Source organism: Salipiger sp. H15, assembly GCF_040409955.1.
GTDB lineage: Bacteria > Pseudomonadota > Alphaproteobacteria > Rhodobacterales > Rhodobacteraceae > Salipiger.
The window spans coordinates 1599045-1616436 of sequence record NZ_CP123384.1 but is presented as its reverse complement, the minus strand read 5'-3'; the positions used below and the strand labels follow the sequence as shown (position 1 = coordinate 1616436).

The window sequence follows — 17392 nt, the reverse complement described above, 5'->3', positions numbered from 1 at the left end:
GTGCACCCGAACCCGATCTTCCGCCGCACAGAGGAGGCGCAGAGCCTCGCGCTGGTGCGCGACCGGGCCTTCGGCACGCTGGCGATCAGCACCGAGGGCGCGCCGCTCCTGTCGCACGTGCCGTTCCTGCTGTCGCAGGATGCCTCACACGCGGACCTGCACCTCGTGCGCTCGAACCCGATCTGCCGCGCCGCGCGCGAGGGAATCGCGGCAAGGCTCGCGGTGAGCGGCCCCGACGGCTACGTCTCGCCCGACTGGTACGGCGATCCCGGCCAGGTGCCGACGTGGAACTACGTCGCCGTGCATCTGATCGGCAGGCTCGAGCCGCTGCCGCCCGAAGAGATCGACCCGCTCCTCGCCGCGCAGAGCGCCGCCTTCGAGGCCCGGCTCGCGCCCAAGCACCCCTGGACCATGGAGAAGATGGACCCGGAGGTGCGCGCGAAGCTGCAGCGCATGATCCTGCCCTTCCGCCTGCACATCGACGAGATCGACAGCACCTGGAAGCTCTCGCAGAACAAGACGGACGAGATGCGCACCGCCGCCGCGGCGGAACTTGGGACCGGCTTCGGCCAGGAGCTCGACATGCTCGCCACGCTCATGAAGGATCCGCCGCGCGACGGGGCGTGACGATTGCAAGGCGCGCGCAGATCCGTCATGTCACGCTGCATGACCCTGAAAACCCGCGCTCTCATCGTTCACCTGCTGACCGCCACCGGCGCGGTCTTCGCCATGCTCGCCATGCTTGCCGCCGCGCAGGAAGAGTGGTCGATCATGTTCCTCTGGCTCGTCGTGGCCTTCTTCGTCGATGGCGTCGACGGCCCGCTCGCCCGCAAGTACGACGTGAAGTCCAACGCGCCGCGCTTCGACGGGGTGCTGCTCGACCTGATCATCGACTACCTGACCTACGTGTTCATCCCGGCCTTCGCGCTCTTCCACTCGGGGTTGCTGCCCGGCTGGACCGGCTGGATCGCGATCATCATCATCACCTTCGCCTCGGCGATGTATTTCGCCGACAGCCGGATGAAGACCTCGGACAATTCCTTCCACGGCTTCCCGGGCTGCTGGAACATGCTGGTGCTGGTTCTCTTCGCGCTGCAGCCGAACTTCTGGGTGATCCTGACGCTGGTGACGCTGCTCGCCGTGGCGATGTTCCTGCCGCTGAAATTCATCCACCCGGTGCGCACCGAGCGCTGGCGGGTGCTGTCGCTGCCGATCGCGCTGGCCTGGACCTTCTTCGCCGGCTGGGCGGCCTGGGTCGATTTCCACCCGCAGAGCTGGGCGCACTGGGGTCTCGTGCTGACCTCGCTCTACCTGCTCTTCGCCGGTATCGCGCAGCAGATGTTCCCGCAGGTCTTCCCCCGGCGCGCCTGAGCGCGACTTCCCGGCCCAGACATTCCGAGGGGGCGCAAGGCCCCCTCCTCCGCCGTCTCAGGCCTTGAGCCGCCAGCCAGTGCGGAAGAGGCCCCAGGCCATCAGCGAGACCACCAGCGTCGCGAAGATCGCCACGGCCGCCCCCAGCACCGGGCTTGCGTCCGACACCCCCAGAACGCCGTAGCGCGCCCCGTCGATCAGGTAGAAGACCGGGTTGAAATGGGTGACCTCGTAGAGCCCGCGCGGCAGCGCCTCGACCGAGTAGAAGGTGCCCGACAGGAAGGCGAGCGGCGTCACGATGAAATTGGTGATCGCCGCCATCTGGTCGAACTTGTTGGCGAAAAGCCCCGCGACGATGCCCACCGCCGACAGGAAGGCACCGCCGAGGAAGACGAAGCCCAGTACGATCAGCGGATGCGCCGGCACGAGCCCGGTGGTCGCCCAGAGCCCCAAAAGGATCGCGCAGGCCACGACCAGCCCGCGCGCAATCCCGCCGGCGAGGTAGCCGATCACCAGCTCGAAGGGTGCCAGCGGCGGCATCAGCGTGTCGACGATGTTGCCCTGCACTTTCGAGATGACGATCGACGAGGAGGTGTTGGCAAAGGCGTTCTGGATCACCGTCATCATCAGGATGCCCGGCGCGATGAAGCGGGTGAAGGGCACGCCCATTACGTCGCCCCGGCTCGGGCCTATCGCAATGGTGAAGATCACGAGGAAGAGCCCCGCGGTGACCAGCGGCGCCAGCAGCGTCTGGGTCCATACGGCGAGAAACCGCTGCGTTTCGCGCCGGCAAAGCGTCGCGAGGCCAAGCCAGTTCACCGCGCCGAAGCGTCGCGCACCGGGCTCAAAGCGTAGTTGGCGGTCCATATGGGCTCCTTTCCGTCTGGGTCCGGCTTGTAACTCGGCCACTGATGACTACAATAGGCCCCCTGATGGAATTTTCAGGCGGCCCCGCATCTCGGGCCGCTTTTTCTCAAGCAAGGATCGGACATGTCCTGGACGGATGAGCGCGTCGAGCTTCTCAAGAAGATGTGGGCCGAGGGCCAGTCGGCCAGCCAGATCGCCAAGGAACTTGGCGGCGTCACCCGCAACGCGGTGATTGGCAAGGTCCACCGGCTCGGCCTGTCGAACCGCACCGCCCCGGCGGGCGGCGCGGCCCCTGCCGCCCCGGCGGCCCCGGTCAAGGAAGCCAAGCCCGCCGCGAAGGAGGCCAAGGCCAAGCCCGCGCCCAAGGCAGAGCCGGCGGCCACCCCCGAGCCCGTGCGCGAGGCCGCCACATCGGTCGAGACGCGCCCCGCCCCGCTCGGGCCGTCGCGCAAGCCGATCGTGCCGGCCGGCCAGCCGCTGCCGCCGCAGCCCTCGGCCAACGAGATCAGCCCCGAGGCGCTGGCCAAGGTCTCCGAGATCGAGAAGAAGGCCAAGAAGCTGACGCTGATGGATCTCACCGAGCGCACCTGCAAGTGGCCGGTGGGCGACCCGGCGACCGAGGACTTCTGGTTCTGCGGCCTGCCGGTGCAGCAGGGCAAACCCTATTGCGAGGCGCATGTGGGCGTGGCCTTCCAGCCGATGTCCTCGCGCCGCGACCGCCGCCGCTGAGCCCGGCCCACCGAAGGATCGAACCGCCCGCGCCCCCGGCCCGGGCGGTTTTTCGTTGCGCGGGATGCCGCCAGCCGATTTTGCGCGGAAAATGCAGAGGGTTGCGCAACCCGCCCCCGCCCTCCAGCGTTGGGACCGACGCAAGAGTGGGGCGCCATGACAGACTTCCTCTCCCTGGTCGCGGAGCATGACGCGCTGATCGCGCTCGGGCTGATCGTCGGCCTCTTCGTGCTCTTCATGCTCGAGCTCTACCCGCCCGAGGTGCCCGCCGCCGGGCTTGCCGCGCTCTTCGTGGCGCTCGGCTACGTCGGCCCGGACGAGCTGCTGTCGGTCTTCTCCAACCCCGCGCCGCTGACCATCGCCGCGATGTTCGTGCTCTCGGGCGCGCTGGTGCGCACCGGGGTGCTCGAGGCGGTTTCGGACCTGGTGATCGGCCAGGCGCAGGCGCGGCCGGGCATCGCGCTCGCGGTGATCATGGGGGTGACCCTGCTGGCCTCGGGCTTCGTCAACAACACGCCGGTGGTGCTGGTGCTGATCCCGGTGGTGATCCGCCTCGCCGCCGCGCTCGGCATGGCGCCGACGCGGCTGCTGATCCCGCTCAGCTACGTCGCCATCCTCGGCGGCACCTGCACGCTCATCGGCACCTCGACCAACCTGCTGGTCGACGGTGTCGCCCGCGACCAGGGGCTGGACCCGTTCGGCATCTTCGAGATCACCCCGGTCGGCCTGCTGGTCGCGCTGGCGGGGGGCGCGACGCTGGCCCTGCTCGGACCGCTGCTGCTGCCCGACCGCGAGGCCAGCGACCCCGCGCAGATGCTGGGCGAGACCACCTTCCTGTCGGAGGCGATGCTGGCCGACGACACCCACGCCGGCAAACCGCTCGCCGAGGTCGCGCCGCTGAACCGCAGCGGGCTGCGGGTGACCGGGCTCCGGCGCAAGGGCAGCGCCCTGCCCGCACCCTTCGACGAGCAGGTGCTGGAAAAGGGCGACACGGTGATCCTGCGCGCCCCCACCTCCGAACTGCTGACCCTGCACGACGACCCGGGGCTGAAGATCGGGCTGCGCCGCGGCGAGCCGCCCGAGGGAGAGCTGGTGACGGTCGAGGTGGTGGTCTCGCCGCGCAAGTCCTCGCTCGGGCGCAGCCTGCGCAGCATGTCGCTCGGGCGCCGCTATGGCGTGCGGGTGCTGGGCGCCCACCGGCACGAGCACAACCCCGGCCCCGACCTCGGCTCGGTACGGCTGCGCCCCGCGGACAAGCTCCTGCTCGAGGGGCCCGCCTCCGCCTTCCAGACGCTCGAGGACGAGGCGCAGCTGGTCTCGGTGAGCCGCCCCACCGGCCGCGCCTTCCGCCGCGGCCGCGCGCCGCTGGTGCTCGCCGCGCTGGCGGCGGTGGTCGCGCTGGCCGCCTTCGGGCTGATGGACATCGCCACGCTCTCGATCCTCGCGGTGGCGGTGATCCTCGTGCTGCGCTGCATCGACGCGGACGAGGCCTGGGGCGCGGTCGACGGCTCGGTGCTGGTGCTGATCTTCGCCATGCTGGTGGTCGGACTCGGGCTGCAGAACACCGGCGCGATGGACCTCCTCGTAAGCTGGCTCTCGCCGCCGATCTCGGGGCTGCCGCCCTTCCTCGCGCTGCTGTCGGTCTACCTGCTGGCCTCGGCGCTGACCGAGACGGTGACCAACAACGCCGTGGCCGTGGTCTTCACCCCGATCGCCATAGGCCTCGCCGAGGGCACCGGGCTCGATCCGCGCGCGCTGACCATGGCGGTGATGTTCGGCGCCTCGGCAAGTTTCGCGACGCCGATCGGCTACCAGACCAACACGCTGGTCTACGGCGCCGGGAACTACCGATTCTCCGACTTCCTGAAGATCGGCCTCGCGATGAACCTCGTGGCGGCGCTGGCCGCCTGCGCGGGGATCCTCTGGCTTTTCGGCTGAGGCGACGCCAAGAAAGAGGGGGCGATGCCCCCTCGGCGCTGCGCGCCTCACCCCCTGCGTATTTGAAAAGAGAAGAAGTTCCATGCGCGCCCGGCGGCTTCTTCTCTTTCCAAATACGCCTGCCGGACCGGTGCCACGGGCGCGGCGGCCCCGATTGACGCACCCCGCGCAAGCGCCCTTTTCGCAGCCGGGCAGAGCGCGTATATGCCGCCCATGCAGAATCCGCCCGATCTTCGCCCCGACCTTGCCCGCGCCCGCGTCACGGAAACCCGCCGCGACGGCCAGCCGACCATCGGCATGGTCTCGCTTGGCTGCCCGAAGGCGCTGGTCGACAGCGAGCGCATCCTCACCCGGCTGCGCGCCGAGGGCTACGGCATCTCCGCCGACTATTCCGGCGCCGACGCGGTGATCGTCAACACCTGCGGTTTCCTCGACAGCGCCAAGGCCGAGAGCCTCGAGGCGATCGGCGAGGCGCTGAAGGAGAACGGCCGGGTCATCGTCACCGGCTGCCTCGGCGCCGAGCCCGAGTACATCACCGGCGTGCACCCCAAGGTGCTCGCGGTCACCGGCCCGCACCAGTACGAGCAGGTGCTCGACGCGGTGCATGGCGCCGTGCCGCCGTCGCCCGATCCCTTCGTAGACCTGCTGCCGGCCTCGGGCGTCAAGCTCACGCCGCGCCATTACAGCTACCTCAAGATCTCCGAGGGCTGTAACCACAAGTGCAAGTTCTGCATCATCCCCGACATGCGCGGGTTGCTGAGCTCGCGCCCGCAGCGCGCGGTCCTCCGCGAGGCCGAGAAGCTGGTCGAGGCGGGAGTGAAGGAGCTCCTGGTGATCTCGCAGGACACCTCGGCCTATGGCACCGACTGGAAGGACCGGGACGAGAAGTTCCCGATCCTGTCGCTGTCGCGCGAGCTCGGCCAGCTCGGCGCCTGGGTGCGGATGCATTATGTCTACCCCTACCCGCACGTGCGCGAGATGATCCCGATGATGGCCGAGGGGCTGGTCCTGCCCTATCTCGACATCCCCTTCCAGCACGCCCATCCCGAGACGCTGAAGCGCATGGCGCGCCCCGCCGCCGCCGCCCGCACGCTCGACGAGATCGCCGCCTGGCGCGCCGACTGCCCCGAGATCGTGCTGCGCTCGACCTTCATCGTCGGCTATCCCGGCGAGACCGAGGAAGAATTCCAGACGCTGCTCGACTGGATGGACGAGGCGCAGCTCGACCGGGTCGGCTGCTTCAAGTACGAGAACGTCGACGGCGCCCGCTCGAACGCCCTGCCGGACCACGTGCCGGAAGAGGTGAAGCAGGAGCGCTGGGAGCGGTTCATGGAGAAGGCGCAGGCCATCTCCGAGGCCAAGCTCGAGGCCAAGGTCGGCACCCGCATGCAGGTGCTGGTCGACGAGGTCGATGGCGAAGCCGCCACCTGCCGCACCAAGGCCGACGCGCCCGAAATCGACGGCAACCTCTTCATCGACGAGGGTTTCGAGCACCTGAAGCCCGGAGACATGGTCACGGTCGAAGTGGACGAGGCCGGCGAGTACGACCTCTGGGGGCGGCTGGTCGACAAGGCCTGACCGCTGCCCGTCAAGTCCCGCCGCGAGTCGCGCGCATCGCCGCGCGGCCCGCGGGGAGACTGTCGATTCTGACAGGTTCTGACACAAACGAGATCCGCTGCGCCGCAGCGCGGGGCGCGGCGACGCCACGGCTCCGGCGCGCGGCGGGGTGATCCGTGCTATACTCGCGACATTGGGCCGATGCGGAGGGGGCTCAGCCTGTTTCGAGTTCCAGCGGCATCGCCGCGCAGAGGGGGAAGGCATATTTCGCCGAACGGAAATTCACCTGACATGCGCATAAGATCCTTGGCTCTTCGGAGAAAGTGACTCTGCCTGTGGATTTCTAATCGCATCGATGCTCCCGGACGTCCGGGAGCATCTTTTTTTGCCCGGCTTTGCCCGGTCCTGCCCGGTCCAGCCCGGCGGCACCGCCGCTCAGAACAGCGATTGCCCGGGCGCGCCCTTCGCGGCCTCCGCCCGCGCCGCGGGACCGTGCGGCAGCAGCGGGTCCGGCAGCACCCCCAGCGACATGGCCAGCGCCGCGAGTTCCGCGCGCGAGACCTTCCCCGTCCGCTCGCAGAGCGCCTGCAGCCGCTGGCGCACCGCCGAGACCGAGATGCCGAGGCGCTCGGCGATCTGCTTGTCCTTCAGCCCCGCGCCGATCATCGCCAGCAGTTCGCGCTGCTTGCCGGTGATCTGTTGCCGGTCGGGGAATTCCTGCGCGTAGAAGCCGAGGAAGCGCTGGTGCCCGGTCAGCGCCGCCACGTTCAGCACCCAGCCATGAGCATGGATGATCGCCAGCATCTCGCGCCGGCCATGGTCGCCGGCAAAGCTCAGCTGTCCAAACCGCGGCGGCGCGGTCTGGCGCAGCGGGATCGAGAAGCCCGCGCGCAGGCCGTGCCGGGCCGCTTCGCGCAGAAGCTCGACGCGGCCCTCGGGAAGCGGATGGTACTCGTCGAGGAATTCGATCCCCACGGCGATCGGCGTGAGGTGCCCGGCGGAATGGCCGCGCAGGTAGCTCCAGCGTCCGGTCGCCAGCGAAGGATCGAGCGCGGCGAGCCAGCCGGTGTCGTAGGAGGCCCGCTGGATCAGCGCGCGCTGGGGCCCCTCGGGGCCGCTGGCGATGACGAAATCGACGCAGGGCAACTCGAGCCTGCGCCCGAGCCGGACCAGCAGGCGCCACACCTCTTCCGAGGCGCGCGTCGCCTCGAGCTCGGCAAGGAACCATTGCAGCAGCTCCGGCACGTGGCGCGTCGCCGCGATCTGCGGGGCGCGGCGGACCTGCGACGGATCAGACAGGGCGTTCCCCCCTCTGGCTCCCGGCGCGGCGTCCCCGGCCTTGCCGCGCGCGGCCTTGTCGTTCCGCCCGCCTCATCGCTCCCCCTCCCGTTCCAGACACAGGACACCGCCCCATGATCGGTCAGGATCCGTGATTTGGCAAATTTGATTCAGATACCCGGCCCCCCGCCGGGTCAGGCTTGCACGCCGGGCGCGGCTGCGGCAGGACAGCGGCATGGCCAAGCTGCATTTCCACTACTCCACCATGAACGCCGGCAAATCGACCCTGCTGCTGCAGGCGGCGCACAACTATCGCGAACGGGGCATGGAGGTCTTCCTGCTGACCGCGCGGCTCGACACGCGCGCCGGGCTCGGCCGCATCGGCTCGCGCATCGGGCTCGGGCAGGAGGCCGAGACCTTCGGCGCCGAGGACGATCTCTTCGCGATCCTCGCCGCGGCCCATGCGAAGACTACGCTCGCCTGCGTCTTCATCGACGAGGCGCAGTTCCTCACCGAGGCGCAGGTCTGGCAGCTGGCGCGGGTGGTGGACGACCTTGGCCTGCCGGTCATGGCCTACGGGCTGCGGGTGGATTTCCGCGGCCAGCTCTTCCCCGGCTCGGCGGCGCTGCTGGCGCTGGCGGATTCGCTGCGCGAAGTGCGCACCATCTGCCACTGCGGTCGCAAGGCGACGATGGTGATCCGGCAGGATGGCTCGGGCAAGGCGCTGACCGACGGCGCGCAGGTGCAGATCGGCGGCAACGAGACCTATGTCTCGCTCTGCCGCAAGCACTGGCGCGCGGCGACCGGCGACACGCCCGCCGAAGGCTGAGCCCGGGCGGCGCGCGCCCGGGGCCAGCAGGTCAGACCGGGTTCGGCACCGGCTCGCCGGCGAAGAAGGCGCGCAGGTTCGCCACCGCCATGCGGCCCATGTCCTCGCGCACTTCCAGCGCCGCGGTGCCGAGATGCGGCAGCAGCACCACGTTGTCGAGCAGGCGAAGCGCCTCGGGGACCACCGGCTCGTGCTCGTAGACGTCGAGCCCGGCCCCGGCGATGCGCCGCTCCTGCAGTGCTTCGATCAGCGCCGCCTCGTCGACCACGTCGCCGCGGGCGATGTTGACGAAATGCGCGTGCGGCCGCATCGCCGCCAGCACGCCTGCGTTCACCGTGTGGCGCGTGACCGCCCCGCCCGGCAGCGCGGTGACGAGGATGTCGACATTGGCCGCGAGTTCCTCGGGTGTGTCGTAGCGCGTCGCCGGGTGATCCAGCGCCTTCTCGGACCGGCTCATGTAGGCCACGTCCATGCCGAAGCCGTAATGGCAGCGCCGCGCGATGGCCTGCCCGATGCGGCCCATGCCGAGGATGCCGACGGTCTTGCCGGTGACATGCAGGCCCAGCATCTGCACCGGGTGCCAGCCCTGCCAGCTGCCGGCGCGGACAAGGCGCTCGCCCTCGCCGGCGCGGCGGCAGGACATCAGGATCAGCGTCATGGCGATGTCGGCGGTGGCGTCGGTGACGGCCCCCGGCGTGTTGGTGACGGTGAGCCCGGCATGCCGCGCCACCTCGACGTCGATGTGATTGAACCCCACCCCGAAGTTGGCGAGGATCCGCGCGCGCGGCACGCCCGCGGCGGCAAAGAGCTCGGCGTTGTACTGGTCGCCCAGCGTCATCAGCACGCCGTCATAGTCCGACAGCGAGGCAAGCATCTCCTCGCGGCTCATCGGGTCGGGACGGTCGCGGTAGGTGACGTCGAAGGCGGCGCGCGCCTCGGCGACGACGCTCTCGGGCAGGTTTCGGGCGATCAGGATCTTGGTCAATGCAGGCGTCCTCCCAGCGGCACGGTCTTGTCGGGCGTCGCGAGCACGATCGCCCCGGTCTCGTCGGAGAAACCTAGAACGAGGACCTCGGACATGAAGGGGCCGATCTGCCGCGGCGGGAAATTGACCACCGCCATGACCTGTTGACCGACCAGCGCCTCGGGCGCGTAATGCACGGTGATCTGCGCCGAGCTGCGCTTCTCGCCGAGCTCGGGGCCGAAATCGATCCAGAGCTTGATGGCGGGCTTGCGCGCCTCGGGGAAAGGCTCCGCGCGGGTCACGCGACCCGCGCGGATGTCGACCTTCAGGAAGTCGTCGTAGCTGATCTCAGCCATTCGCCAGTTCTTCCGAGCGGCGCACGGCAGCGGCGACGGTGGCGCGGACCAGCGGCGGCAGGCCCTTGTCCTCGTCCATCAGCACCTCGAGCCCGGCCTGCGTCGTGCCGTTGGGAGAGGTGACGTTCCGGCGCAGCTGCGCCGGGTCCTCGGCGGCCTGCATCGCCAGCGCGCCGGCACCCGCGACGGTGGCCTTGGCCAGCTGCATGGCAAGCTCGGGCGCCAGCCCCTCGGCCTCGCCCGCCTTCGCAAGGCATTCGATCAGGTGGAAGACATAGGCCGGGCCCGAGCCGCTGAGCCCGGTCACCGCGTCCATCTGGGCCTCGGCCTCGAGCCGCACGACCTGGCCGACTGCCGAGAGCAGTTCCTCGGCCATCGCGAGGTTGGCCTCGCCGGCGTTCGCGTTGCCGATGACGGCGGTGATGCCCTGCCCCACCGCGGCGGGGGTGTTGGGCATGGCGCGGATGATCGGGGTCCGCTCGCCCAGCATCTGCTCGTAGGTGGCGATGGTCACGCCTGCGGCCACCGACAGGAAGAGCGTGTCGGCATTGCCGTAGCTTGCCAGCACCGGCAGCGCATCGGCCATCATCTGCGGCTTCACCGCGATGAGCACGATCGCCGGGCTCTCGGGGAGGACCTCGTTGAGGTGCACGCCCTGCGCCTTCAGCCACTCCGAGGGGTGCGGGTCGTTGACCCAGACCGAGGCAGGCGGCAGCCCCCGTCCCAGCCAGCCCTCCAGCATGGCCGATCCCATCTTCCCGCATCCCAGCAGCACGAGGCCGCGCTGCGCCAGCTCACCGTCCTTCATGACGATCCCTCCTGTCGACGTCGCGGCAGTGATACGCGCGCGATCCGGATCGTGCAACGGCCCGCGCCGATCGACGGAAAAGCGGAACGCTTCTTCCTCATTGCAAGGACGATTTCCCGCGGAAGGCCGGTTTCGCAGGCTGGAGCACGGACGGTTGACCCAAGGGCCGCATGGACCGATCGAAAGCCGGACAGCCGGGCAGCCCGGACCCGCCGGAGAGAGCCTCCGCCGGGCGCGGCTGCGCGCCGTGTCAGGCGATGATGTCCGGGGTCAGCCGATCCTCGATCATCGCGATCTTGTCCTTGAGGAAGAGCTTCTTCTTCTTCAGCCGCTGCAGGGTCAGCTGGTCGGCGGTCCCGCGGTCCTGCAGGGCGCGGATCGCCTCGTCGAGATCGCGGTGCTCGCGCTTGAAGACCTCGAGCTCCACACGCAACACCTCTTCCGTCTTCATCGAGATGTCTTGTGGCGCATTCATGGGTTTATGTCCTCAGGCCTCACGGGAAGCATCAGGATATCAACTCTTGCCGCGCCCGCAAAGCCCTTGCGCTGCCTCTCCGGCCTTCCCATATTCCCCCTTGTCGGGCTGCCGCTTCCGGGGCCCGGCGGACGGTCGCTTCCCTGTCAAGGACATGTCATGAGCAAACTGACCCTGGGTTCCTATCCGCACATGCTCGGCTTCGAGCAGCTCGAGCGCCTGCTCGAGCGCACCGCCAAGTCGAGCGAGGGATACCCCCCCTTCAACATCGAACAGACGTCGGATCACTCCTACCGGATCACGCTCGCCGTGGCCGGCTTCTCGGAGGACGATCTCGCCATCACCGTCGAGGACCGCCAGCTGGTGATCCGCGGCCGGCAGCGCGACGACGGGTCCGACCGGATCTTCCTGCACCGCGGCATCGCGGCGCGGCAGTTCCAGCGCAGCTTCGTGCTGGCCGATGGGGTCGAGGTGGGGGAAGCGGTCATGGAGAACGGTCTGCTGCACGTGGACCTGACCATGTCCCGTCCCGAGACGGTGGTGCAGACCATCAACATCAGAAAGGGTTGAGCCATGAACACGAAGTACGATTTCCCCGAGTTCGACGCCGAGCGCATCGTCTATGTCCGTTCGGTCGAGGTGAGCGACCTTCCGAAGGACGTGCAGGACCAGGTCGGCGGCCAGACGCGCCTCTACGCGGTGCACCGCGCCGACGGCGAGCGGCTCGCGCTGGTGCGTGACCGCGGGCTTGCCTTCGCGCTGGCCCGGCAGAACGACCTCGCCCCCGTGACCGTCCACTAGGGGCGCGCCGTGACCTCGCTGCCGCTCGACTGGGTCGACGCCTTCACCGACCGGCCCTTCGGCGGCAACGGCTGCGCCGTCCTGCACGGCGGCGCGGCGCTGGACGATCAGACCTGCCTGCGCGTCGTGCGCGAGACCTCGCTGGTCGAATGCACCTTCACCGGCCCCTCCGAGGTCGCCGACCTGCGGGTGCGCTACTTCCTCGCCAGCCGCGAGATCCCCTTTGCCGGACACCCCACCGTCGCCACCGTCGCCGCCCTGCTGCACCGCGGGCTGGTCAGCGGGGATCACCTGACGCTGGAGACGCTGGCCGGGATCGTTCCCATCGAGATCGACCGCTCGGTGAGCCCGCCGCGCATCGTGATGACGCAGAAGGCCCCCGAGTTCGGCACCTGCCCGGACAAGGCGCTGGTGGCCGATGCGGTCTCGCTCGCGCCCTCCGACATTCTTGGCCAGCCGCAGCTCGTCTCGACCGGCCTGCCCTGCTGCGTCACCGTGCTGAAGGACCGGGCGGCGCTGGAGCGCGCCCAGCTCGACCCCGAGGCGCTGAGCCGCCTGCACGCCGCGCTCGGCAAGGGCGATGCGATGCTGGCCGAGCCCTTCCTCGTCACGCTCGAGGGCGCGACCGCCGCGGGCGACACCTTTGCCCGCCTCCTGCTGCCGCCGCCGAACCCGCCCGAGGATCCCTTCACCGGCTCGGCCACGGGTGCCATGGCCGCCTACCTCTGGTCGAAGGGGCTGATCGACCGCCCCGCCTTCACCGCCGAGCAGGGCCACGGCATGGGCCGCCCCGGGCAGGCGCAGGTCGAGGTCCTCGGCCCGCCCGAGGCGATCACCGGCGTACGCGTCGCGGGCCAGGCGCATGTGCTGATCTCGGGCGACATCCTGCTCTGAGCCCCCTGCGGCCATCGCTCAGAAACGGATGCTGTAATTGGTGCTGAGCACCAGCGGCTGCACCGGGTCGAACACCTGCGTGCCGTTGAGCGAGAGGGTGAAGCTGCGCTTCTTGTGCGTCCAGCTGAGCCCGGTCTTCAGGCTCGGCGTCTCGTAATCGCCGGAACTTCCTGCGTTGACCCAGGCGCCGTAGCTGTAGCCGAGCTCGAAATAGGGCCGGAAATTGCGCTCGAGCCGGAGCGTCGCGCGGGTGCGCAGCGTCGCTGTGAGCTTGCCCACCTGCCAGCTCGACAGATCGCCGACGCCGCTGCTGGTCTGCTGCGACATCGAGAGCCCCGCCGCCCCCGAGAGATTCATCCTGCGCAGCTCGTAGGCGCCGCTGGCATTGAGCCCCGCCGCCGTGCGCCAGGCCGAACGCGGCGAGTCGCCGAGCCGGTAGTCCGGCCGCGCCAGCGCCGCCCAGGCCTTGAGCCCGATATTCTCGGTCAGCGGGGTCTCCATGTAGGGGGCGAAGCTGAAGGTCTGCGTGCGGATGTCCCGCCCGGTGTCGAGGTCCGCAACCCCGTAGCCGGTGGCGAAGCCGAGCCGCGATCGCTCGCCCAGGGGCCGCTCGATGCCGAGCAGCATGTCGAATTTCCGGCCCTCGACGCTGCCGTGGTACTCGCGCGCCTCGAGCGCCCACCACATGCGCGGCGCCCCCGCCGAGGCCTTGGTCGCCAGGAACACGCCCTTGCCGTTGAGCCGCACCTTGCCGTAGCCGCTCAGCGCCTGCCCAAGCACGCTGTCGAAGGCCCCGACCGAGGCGCTGAGCGTGGTCGCCACGCTGCTGCGATAGGCCGAGCGCAGCTCGTCCGCTGCCAGCGGCACGGCCGCGGGCAGCAGACAGGACAGGAGCGCGAACATGCGCATCAGGCGTGCGGTCTTCATGGCTACCTCCGCAAAGAGGGGTCAGGGAGACATCGCTCAGGGCGTCAGTGTCGGGACCGGGAACCGCCGCGTAGCGGCGCCGGGGCGAAGGTGTCGAACCTCGTGGTTTGTTTCCTGAAAACCTATGCGCCGCGCGCCGGTCCATCAAACCCCCTTGGGTTGTCGGGAGGCTCAATTCTGCGAGAGAGACGCAGCGTTACCGCAGGGCTTGCGCCGCGGGCGGCAGCGTGGGGCGGCGGACCCTGCCCGCCGCCCCCATTCGACGCGTCAGACCGCGTCGATGTAGATGGTCTGCGAGGCGATCAGCGCGCCGTCGTCCCAGGCCTCGAGGCGGACCGTGTAGTGGCCTTCCGCCTCGGTGGTGTCGAAGAGCGCGTCGTCGAAGAACCCGTAGTTCCACGAGTTCTGCAGGCTCGGCGCGGTGCCGTATTCGTTGCCCGTCGCGGCGGCGAGATCGACGAACTGCTCCGCCTCGCTCCCGTCCACGTCGAGCAGCAACCGGAACTCGAAGCTGTCGTCATCACCGGCCTCGGTGACCGTCGCGGCCCAGTCGACGTTCCAGGCCATGCGGTCGGTCGAGGCGGGCCCGGCCTCGACGGTGAAGGTGGCGCTGCCATCCTCGGCATAGGACACGTGGCTGTCGTCGTAGTCCCCGACGCCGCGCAGCTTCACCTTCAGCGCAAGCTCGACCCCCGCCCCCTCGTGGCGGGTGACCGCGTAGCCATCCGCCGAGTTGCCATCGCCGAAGATCATCTCGGTGCCGAGACCGCCCTCGGTGGCGCGGGCATCCACCGCGCCGAAATGCGTCTCGATGTAGTCGCTGCGCGCGTAGCCCTGATCGTAGTCGAAGGCGCGCACGGCGTCATGGGCAGCCCCCGCTCCCTCGTTGCCGGAATAGTAGGGCCGCTCCAGCAGGTCCGGGTTCACCTCCTCGACCAGCGCGATCAGCGCGATCGCCTCGGCGGTGCCGGCACCGAAACGCGACTCAATCGCCGAGAGCGACAGGTTCCCGAGCAGGTTGTCATGCACCGATTGCAGGCGCTCGGGCGTGTCATTTGCATCCCCATCGTCCGGCGTGAATTTGGCGATCGCGTCAGTGAGCGAAGCGCCGCCCTCCGCGAGGTAGGAGGCATATTCGACGCCGAGGCGGATGAAATTCTCGTTCACCGGCGCGTAATACCCCTCGCCGACATAACCGTCGTCGAGATATTCCCAGATCACGAGGAATGCCTTTTCCTTCGATCCGTCGACCGTCAGGAGGGAGGCAAGCGTGCCGGCGTCGGTCTGCTCCAGCGCCTTTTGCAGGAATGCGTCGATATTGCGCGTCGTCTCGGCACCCTCCGCATCCGCATCGACGAAATCGATCCCCCGCAGATTCAACTGGAAGCGGTGCGGATCCAGCCCGTCGAGCCAGTCACTCCAGAAGGGCCCCCGGCCATGGTGCGCGCCATCGCCGATCCTCGGCAACAGGTTCGCGAACTGGTTGAAATTCATCCCGTTGGCATGCCCCGGATGCGACTCGCTCTCCGATTGACGGCCCGAAGCGGTAGACCCGAAATTCCTGACATTCACCATTTATCCTCTCCCCATTTCACTCGGGGAGCCAACCTCATTCATTTTCGAACAGCCCCCCTTTTCGATCGCAAAGCAATACAGGCGGGATACTTAAAAATCTGTCAAACGACGGCAAGAAATTAGATCAATGGAATTTCAAGGAATTCCGAAAGGTGCGCCAATCGCACCACATCGAATTCCCTCTCGCGACATTCGCAAGACAGTCGCGCGTCGCATCCATATGGCGCGCGGAAATGCAAAGGGCGCGGCACCGTCCCGCGGCGCCGCGCCCCTGATCCTGTCAGCCGTCGCGATGGCTCAGGAGGCCTGCTCCACCGGCGCGCCGTAGCCGAGCGGCTCGGTGGTGTCCTTGCCCGCATCGAGCCCCTGCTCGGCCAGCCAGCGCTCGGCCTCGAGCGCGGCCATGCAGCCCATGCCCGCCGAGGTCACGGCCTGCCGGTACTTGTGGTCGGTCAGGTCGCCCGCGGCGAAGACGCCGGGGATCGAGGTCTCGGTGGTGCCGGGCTTGGTCACCACGTAACCGCCCATGTGCGTCTCGAGCTGGTCCTTCACCAGTTCCGACGCCGGCGCGTGGCCGATGGCGATGAACACGCCCTTGGCGGGGATCTCCCTGATCTCGCCGGTCTTCACGTGTTTCACCTTCACGCCGGTCACACCCTTGGGCATGTCGTCGCCAACCACTTCCTCGAGCTGGTGATGCCAGAGCGTCTCGATCTTGGGGTGGTTGAACAGGCGCTCCTGCAGGATCTTCTCGGCGCGCAGCTCGTCGCGGCGGTGCACCAGCGTGACCTTGCTGGCGAAGTTGGTGAGGAACAGCGCCTCTTCCACGGCGGTGTTGCCGCCGCCGATCACCACGATCTCCTGCCCGCGGTAGAAGAAGCCGTCACAGGTGGCGCAGGCCGAGACGCCGAAGCCCTTGAACGCGTCCTCGGTCGGCAGGCCCAGCCATTTCGCCCGCGCGCCGGTGGCGAGGATCACCGCGTCGGCGGTGTAGGTGGTGCCGCTGTCGCTCTGCGCCACGAAGGGACGCTGGCCGAGGTCGAGCGAGCTGATGATGTCGCCGATGATCTCGCAGCCCATGGCACGCGCATGCGCCTCCATCTTCACCATCAGGTCGGGGCCCTGGATCTCGGTCTCGCCGGGCCAGTTCTCGACCTCGGTGGTGGTGGTCAGCTGGCCACCGGGTTCCAGACCCTGCACCAGCAGCGGCGACAGCATCGCGCGCGACGCATAGACGCCGGCGGTATAGCCGGCCGGGCCGGAGCCGATGATGAGGAGCCGTGTGTGGCGGGTGTCGGACATGGGGAGCCTCTCGCGAGCTATGGCATTCGGTTTGGGAATTGCATATAGCCACGCGCGGCGGCGACGCAAACCCCGCGCGCCCCGCTTCTCCCCCGGAATGTCGTCTCGTTAAGAATCTTTCAAGATTATGAAAGATTATTGCGGCGATATCCCATCTGGTATAATATTCGCGAAAAGCTCAAGGAAGACGCATGCCCGCCCACAGGCTTGATCCCATCGACCGGAAGATTCTGGCAGAACTGCAGGCCGATGGCCGCATGACCAACGTCGAACTTGCCCGACGGGTCGGCATTTCGGCGCCGCCCTGCCTGCGCCGCGTGCGCACGCTCGAGGAGCAGGGGTTCATCAGGGGCTACCACGCCGAGGTCGATTCCCGCGAACTCGGCTTCGAGGTGCAGGTGTTCGCCAGCGTCGGGTTGCAGAGCCAGGCCGAGGCCGACCTGCGCGCCTTCGAGGACCGCTGCCGCAGTTGGCCGCTCGTGCGTGAGTGCCACATGCTGAACGGCGAGGTGGATTTCATCCTGAAATGCGTGGCGCCGGATCTTTCCACCTTCCAGGCCTTCCTGACCGAGAAGCTGCTGACCGCGCCGAACGTCGCCTCGGTCAAGACCTCGCTGGTCATCCGCGGCGCCAAGGACGAGCCGGGCGTGCCCTTCGACGTGCTCGAGGAACGGCTGAGCCGGACCGCCTGACGGCGGACCGGCCCCAAATCTCCCGGAAA

Annotated in this window: 19 protein-coding genes; 10 read left to right on the top strand and 9 right to left on the bottom strand. The window is 68.7% G+C overall.

Annotated elements, in window-relative coordinates; all coding sequences use genetic code 11:
* Entirely contained in the window at positions 1-627 is a 627-nt protein-coding gene (locus PVT71_RS07940) for an FMN-binding negative transcriptional regulator (RefSeq protein WP_353471258.1), read from the top strand.
* Between the two features lie 39 nt (positions 628-666).
* Positions 667-1371 carry a CDP-alcohol phosphatidyltransferase family protein gene (locus tag PVT71_RS07935; RefSeq protein ID WP_353471257.1) on the top strand — a complete coding sequence of 235 codons (705 nt, stop codon included), beginning with the start codon at positions 667-669 and terminating at the stop codon, positions 1369-1371.
* Positions 1372-1428: 57 nt separating this feature from the next.
* On the opposite strand, the gene PVT71_RS07930 is transcribed toward PVT71_RS07935, so the two are convergent.
* Complete coding sequence (locus PVT71_RS07930) at positions 1429-2238, bottom strand: ABC transporter permease (protein WP_353471256.1); 810 nt, start codon at positions 2236-2238, stop codon at positions 1429-1431.
* A gap of 123 nt (positions 2239-2361) precedes the next feature.
* On the opposite strand from PVT71_RS07930, the gene PVT71_RS07925 reads away from it, so the two are divergent.
* The 3 genes from PVT71_RS07925 to rimO all read left to right on the top strand — a co-directional run bounded on the left by PVT71_RS07925 (position 2362) and on the right by rimO (position 6483).
* Entirely contained in the window at positions 2362-2967 is a 606-nt protein-coding gene (locus PVT71_RS07925; protein ID WP_353471255.1) for a GcrA family cell cycle regulator, read from the top strand.
* Between the two features lie 156 nt (positions 2968-3123).
* Positions 3124-4905 carry an SLC13 family permease gene (locus PVT71_RS07920; RefSeq protein WP_353471254.1) on the top strand — a complete coding sequence of 594 codons (1782 nt, stop codon included), beginning with the start codon at positions 3124-3126 and terminating at the stop codon, positions 4903-4905.
* Between the two features lie 204 nt (positions 4906-5109).
* Positions 5110-6483 (top strand): 30S ribosomal protein S12 methylthiotransferase RimO, encoded by a 1374-nt coding sequence (gene rimO, locus PVT71_RS07915; protein WP_353471253.1) that lies wholly within the window; start codon positions 5110-5112, stop codon positions 6481-6483.
* Between the two features lie 414 nt (positions 6484-6897).
* On the opposite strand, the gene PVT71_RS07910 is transcribed toward rimO, so the two are convergent.
* Positions 6898-7707 (bottom strand): autoinducer binding domain-containing protein, encoded by an 810-nt coding sequence (locus tag PVT71_RS07910; RefSeq protein ID WP_353471252.1) that lies wholly within the window; start codon positions 7705-7707, stop codon positions 6898-6900.
* A 268-nt stretch (positions 7708-7975) separates the two neighbouring features.
* Between PVT71_RS07910 and PVT71_RS07905 the strand changes: the two genes are divergently transcribed.
* On the top strand, positions 7976-8569 hold the full coding sequence (locus PVT71_RS07905) for a thymidine kinase (RefSeq protein ID WP_353471251.1): 594 nt from the start codon (positions 7976-7978) through the stop codon (positions 8567-8569).
* Between the two features lie 31 nt (positions 8570-8600).
* Here PVT71_RS07905 and PVT71_RS07900 read toward each other — a convergent pair whose 3' ends face one another.
* The 4 genes from PVT71_RS07900 to PVT71_RS07885 form a co-directional block, all read right to left on the bottom strand.
* Positions 8601-9554, bottom strand: coding sequence for a D-glycerate dehydrogenase (locus PVT71_RS07900; RefSeq protein ID WP_353471250.1), 954 nt, complete (start codon positions 9552-9554; stop codon positions 8601-8603).
* Positions 9551-9889, bottom strand: a complete 339-nt coding sequence (locus PVT71_RS07895) for a tRNA-binding protein (protein ID WP_353471249.1) — start codon at positions 9887-9889, stop codon at positions 9551-9553. The genes PVT71_RS07900 and PVT71_RS07895 overlap by 4 nt, the downstream gene beginning before the upstream one ends.
* Positions 9882-10697, bottom strand: coding sequence for a pyrroline-5-carboxylate reductase (proC, locus tag PVT71_RS07890; protein ID WP_353471248.1), 816 nt, complete (start codon positions 10695-10697; stop codon positions 9882-9884). Before proC ends, PVT71_RS07895 begins: the two co-directional genes overlap by 8 nt.
* Positions 10698-10947: 250 nt before the next feature.
* Positions 10948-11172 (bottom strand): DUF465 domain-containing protein, encoded by a 225-nt coding sequence (locus PVT71_RS07885; RefSeq protein ID WP_353471247.1) that lies wholly within the window; start codon positions 11170-11172, stop codon positions 10948-10950.
* Between the two features lie 159 nt (positions 11173-11331).
* On the opposite strand from PVT71_RS07885, the gene PVT71_RS07880 reads away from it, so the two are divergent.
* The 3 genes from PVT71_RS07880 to PVT71_RS07870 are packed head-to-tail and all read left to right on the top strand — an operon-like array spanning position 11332 to position 12867.
* Complete coding sequence (locus PVT71_RS07880) at positions 11332-11742, top strand: Hsp20 family protein (RefSeq protein WP_353471246.1); 411 nt, start codon at positions 11332-11334, stop codon at positions 11740-11742.
* Between the two features lie 3 nt (positions 11743-11745).
* A complete protein-coding gene (locus tag PVT71_RS07875; protein WP_353471245.1) occupies positions 11746-11973 on the top strand; it encodes a DUF1150 family protein in 228 nt (75 codons plus the stop codon).
* A gap of 9 nt (positions 11974-11982) precedes the next feature.
* Positions 11983-12867: a PhzF family phenazine biosynthesis protein gene (locus PVT71_RS07870; protein WP_353471244.1), complete on the top strand. Its 885-nt coding sequence runs from the start codon at positions 11983-11985 to the stop codon at positions 12865-12867.
* Between the two features lie 18 nt (positions 12868-12885).
* Here PVT71_RS07870 and PVT71_RS07865 read toward each other — a convergent pair whose 3' ends face one another.
* The 3 genes from PVT71_RS07865 to trxB form a co-directional block, all read right to left on the bottom strand.
* Complete coding sequence (locus PVT71_RS07865) at positions 12886-13794, bottom strand: autotransporter domain-containing protein (protein WP_353471243.1); 909 nt, start codon at positions 13792-13794, stop codon at positions 12886-12888.
* 267 nt (positions 13795-14061) lie between these two features.
* Positions 14062-15288: a hypothetical protein gene (locus tag PVT71_RS07860; protein ID WP_353471242.1), complete on the bottom strand. Its 1227-nt coding sequence runs from the start codon at positions 15286-15288 to the stop codon at positions 14062-14064.
* A 378-nt stretch (positions 15289-15666) separates the two neighbouring features.
* A complete protein-coding gene (trxB, locus tag PVT71_RS07855) occupies positions 15667-16671 on the bottom strand; it encodes a thioredoxin-disulfide reductase (protein WP_353471241.1) in 1005 nt (334 codons plus the stop codon).
* Positions 16672-16862: 191 nt separating this feature from the next.
* On the opposite strand from trxB, the gene PVT71_RS07850 reads away from it, so the two are divergent.
* Positions 16863-17363, top strand: coding sequence for an Lrp/AsnC family transcriptional regulator (locus tag PVT71_RS07850; protein WP_194134003.1), 501 nt, complete (start codon positions 16863-16865; stop codon positions 17361-17363).
* The last annotated feature ends 29 nt before the right edge of the window (positions 17364-17392 follow it).

Coding starts and splice junctions, on each gene's coding strand:
- PVT71_RS07935 (WP_353471257.1), top strand. CDS start 667: ATGACCCTGAAAACCCGCGCTCTCATCGTTCACCTGCTGACCGCCACC.
- PVT71_RS07930 (WP_353471256.1), bottom strand. CDS start 2,238: ATGGACCGCCAACTACGCTTTGAGCCCGGTGCGCGACGCTTCGGCGCG.
- PVT71_RS07925 (WP_353471255.1), top strand. CDS start 2,362: ATGTCCTGGACGGATGAGCGCGTCGAGCTTCTCAAGAAGATGTGGGCC.
- PVT71_RS07920 (WP_353471254.1), top strand. CDS start 3,124: ATGACAGACTTCCTCTCCCTGGTCGCGGAGCATGACGCGCTGATCGCG.
- rimO (WP_353471253.1), top strand. CDS start 5,110: ATGCCGCCCATGCAGAATCCGCCCGATCTTCGCCCCGACCTTGCCCGC.
- PVT71_RS07905 (WP_353471251.1), top strand. CDS start 7,976: ATGGCCAAGCTGCATTTCCACTACTCCACCATGAACGCCGGCAAATCG.
- PVT71_RS07895 (WP_353471249.1), bottom strand. CDS start 9,889: ATGGCTGAGATCAGCTACGACGACTTCCTGAAGGTCGACATCCGCGCG.
- proC (WP_353471248.1), bottom strand. CDS start 10,697: ATGAAGGACGGTGAGCTGGCGCAGCGCGGCCTCGTGCTGCTGGGATGC.
- PVT71_RS07885 (WP_353471247.1), bottom strand. CDS start 11,172: ATGAATGCGCCACAAGACATCTCGATGAAGACGGAAGAGGTGTTGCGT.
- PVT71_RS07880 (WP_353471246.1), top strand. CDS start 11,332: ATGAGCAAACTGACCCTGGGTTCCTATCCGCACATGCTCGGCTTCGAG.
- PVT71_RS07875 (WP_353471245.1), top strand. CDS start 11,746: ATGAACACGAAGTACGATTTCCCCGAGTTCGACGCCGAGCGCATCGTC.
- PVT71_RS07865 (WP_353471243.1), bottom strand. CDS start 13,794: ATGAAGACCGCACGCCTGATGCGCATGTTCGCGCTCCTGTCCTGTCTG.
- PVT71_RS07860 (WP_353471242.1), bottom strand. CDS start 15,288: ATGAATTTCAACCAGTTCGCGAACCTGTTGCCGAGGATCGGCGATGGC.
- trxB (WP_353471241.1), bottom strand. CDS start 16,671: ATGTCCGACACCCGCCACACACGGCTCCTCATCATCGGCTCCGGCCCG.
- PVT71_RS07850 (WP_194134003.1), top strand. CDS start 16,863: ATGCCCGCCCACAGGCTTGATCCCATCGACCGGAAGATTCTGGCAGAA.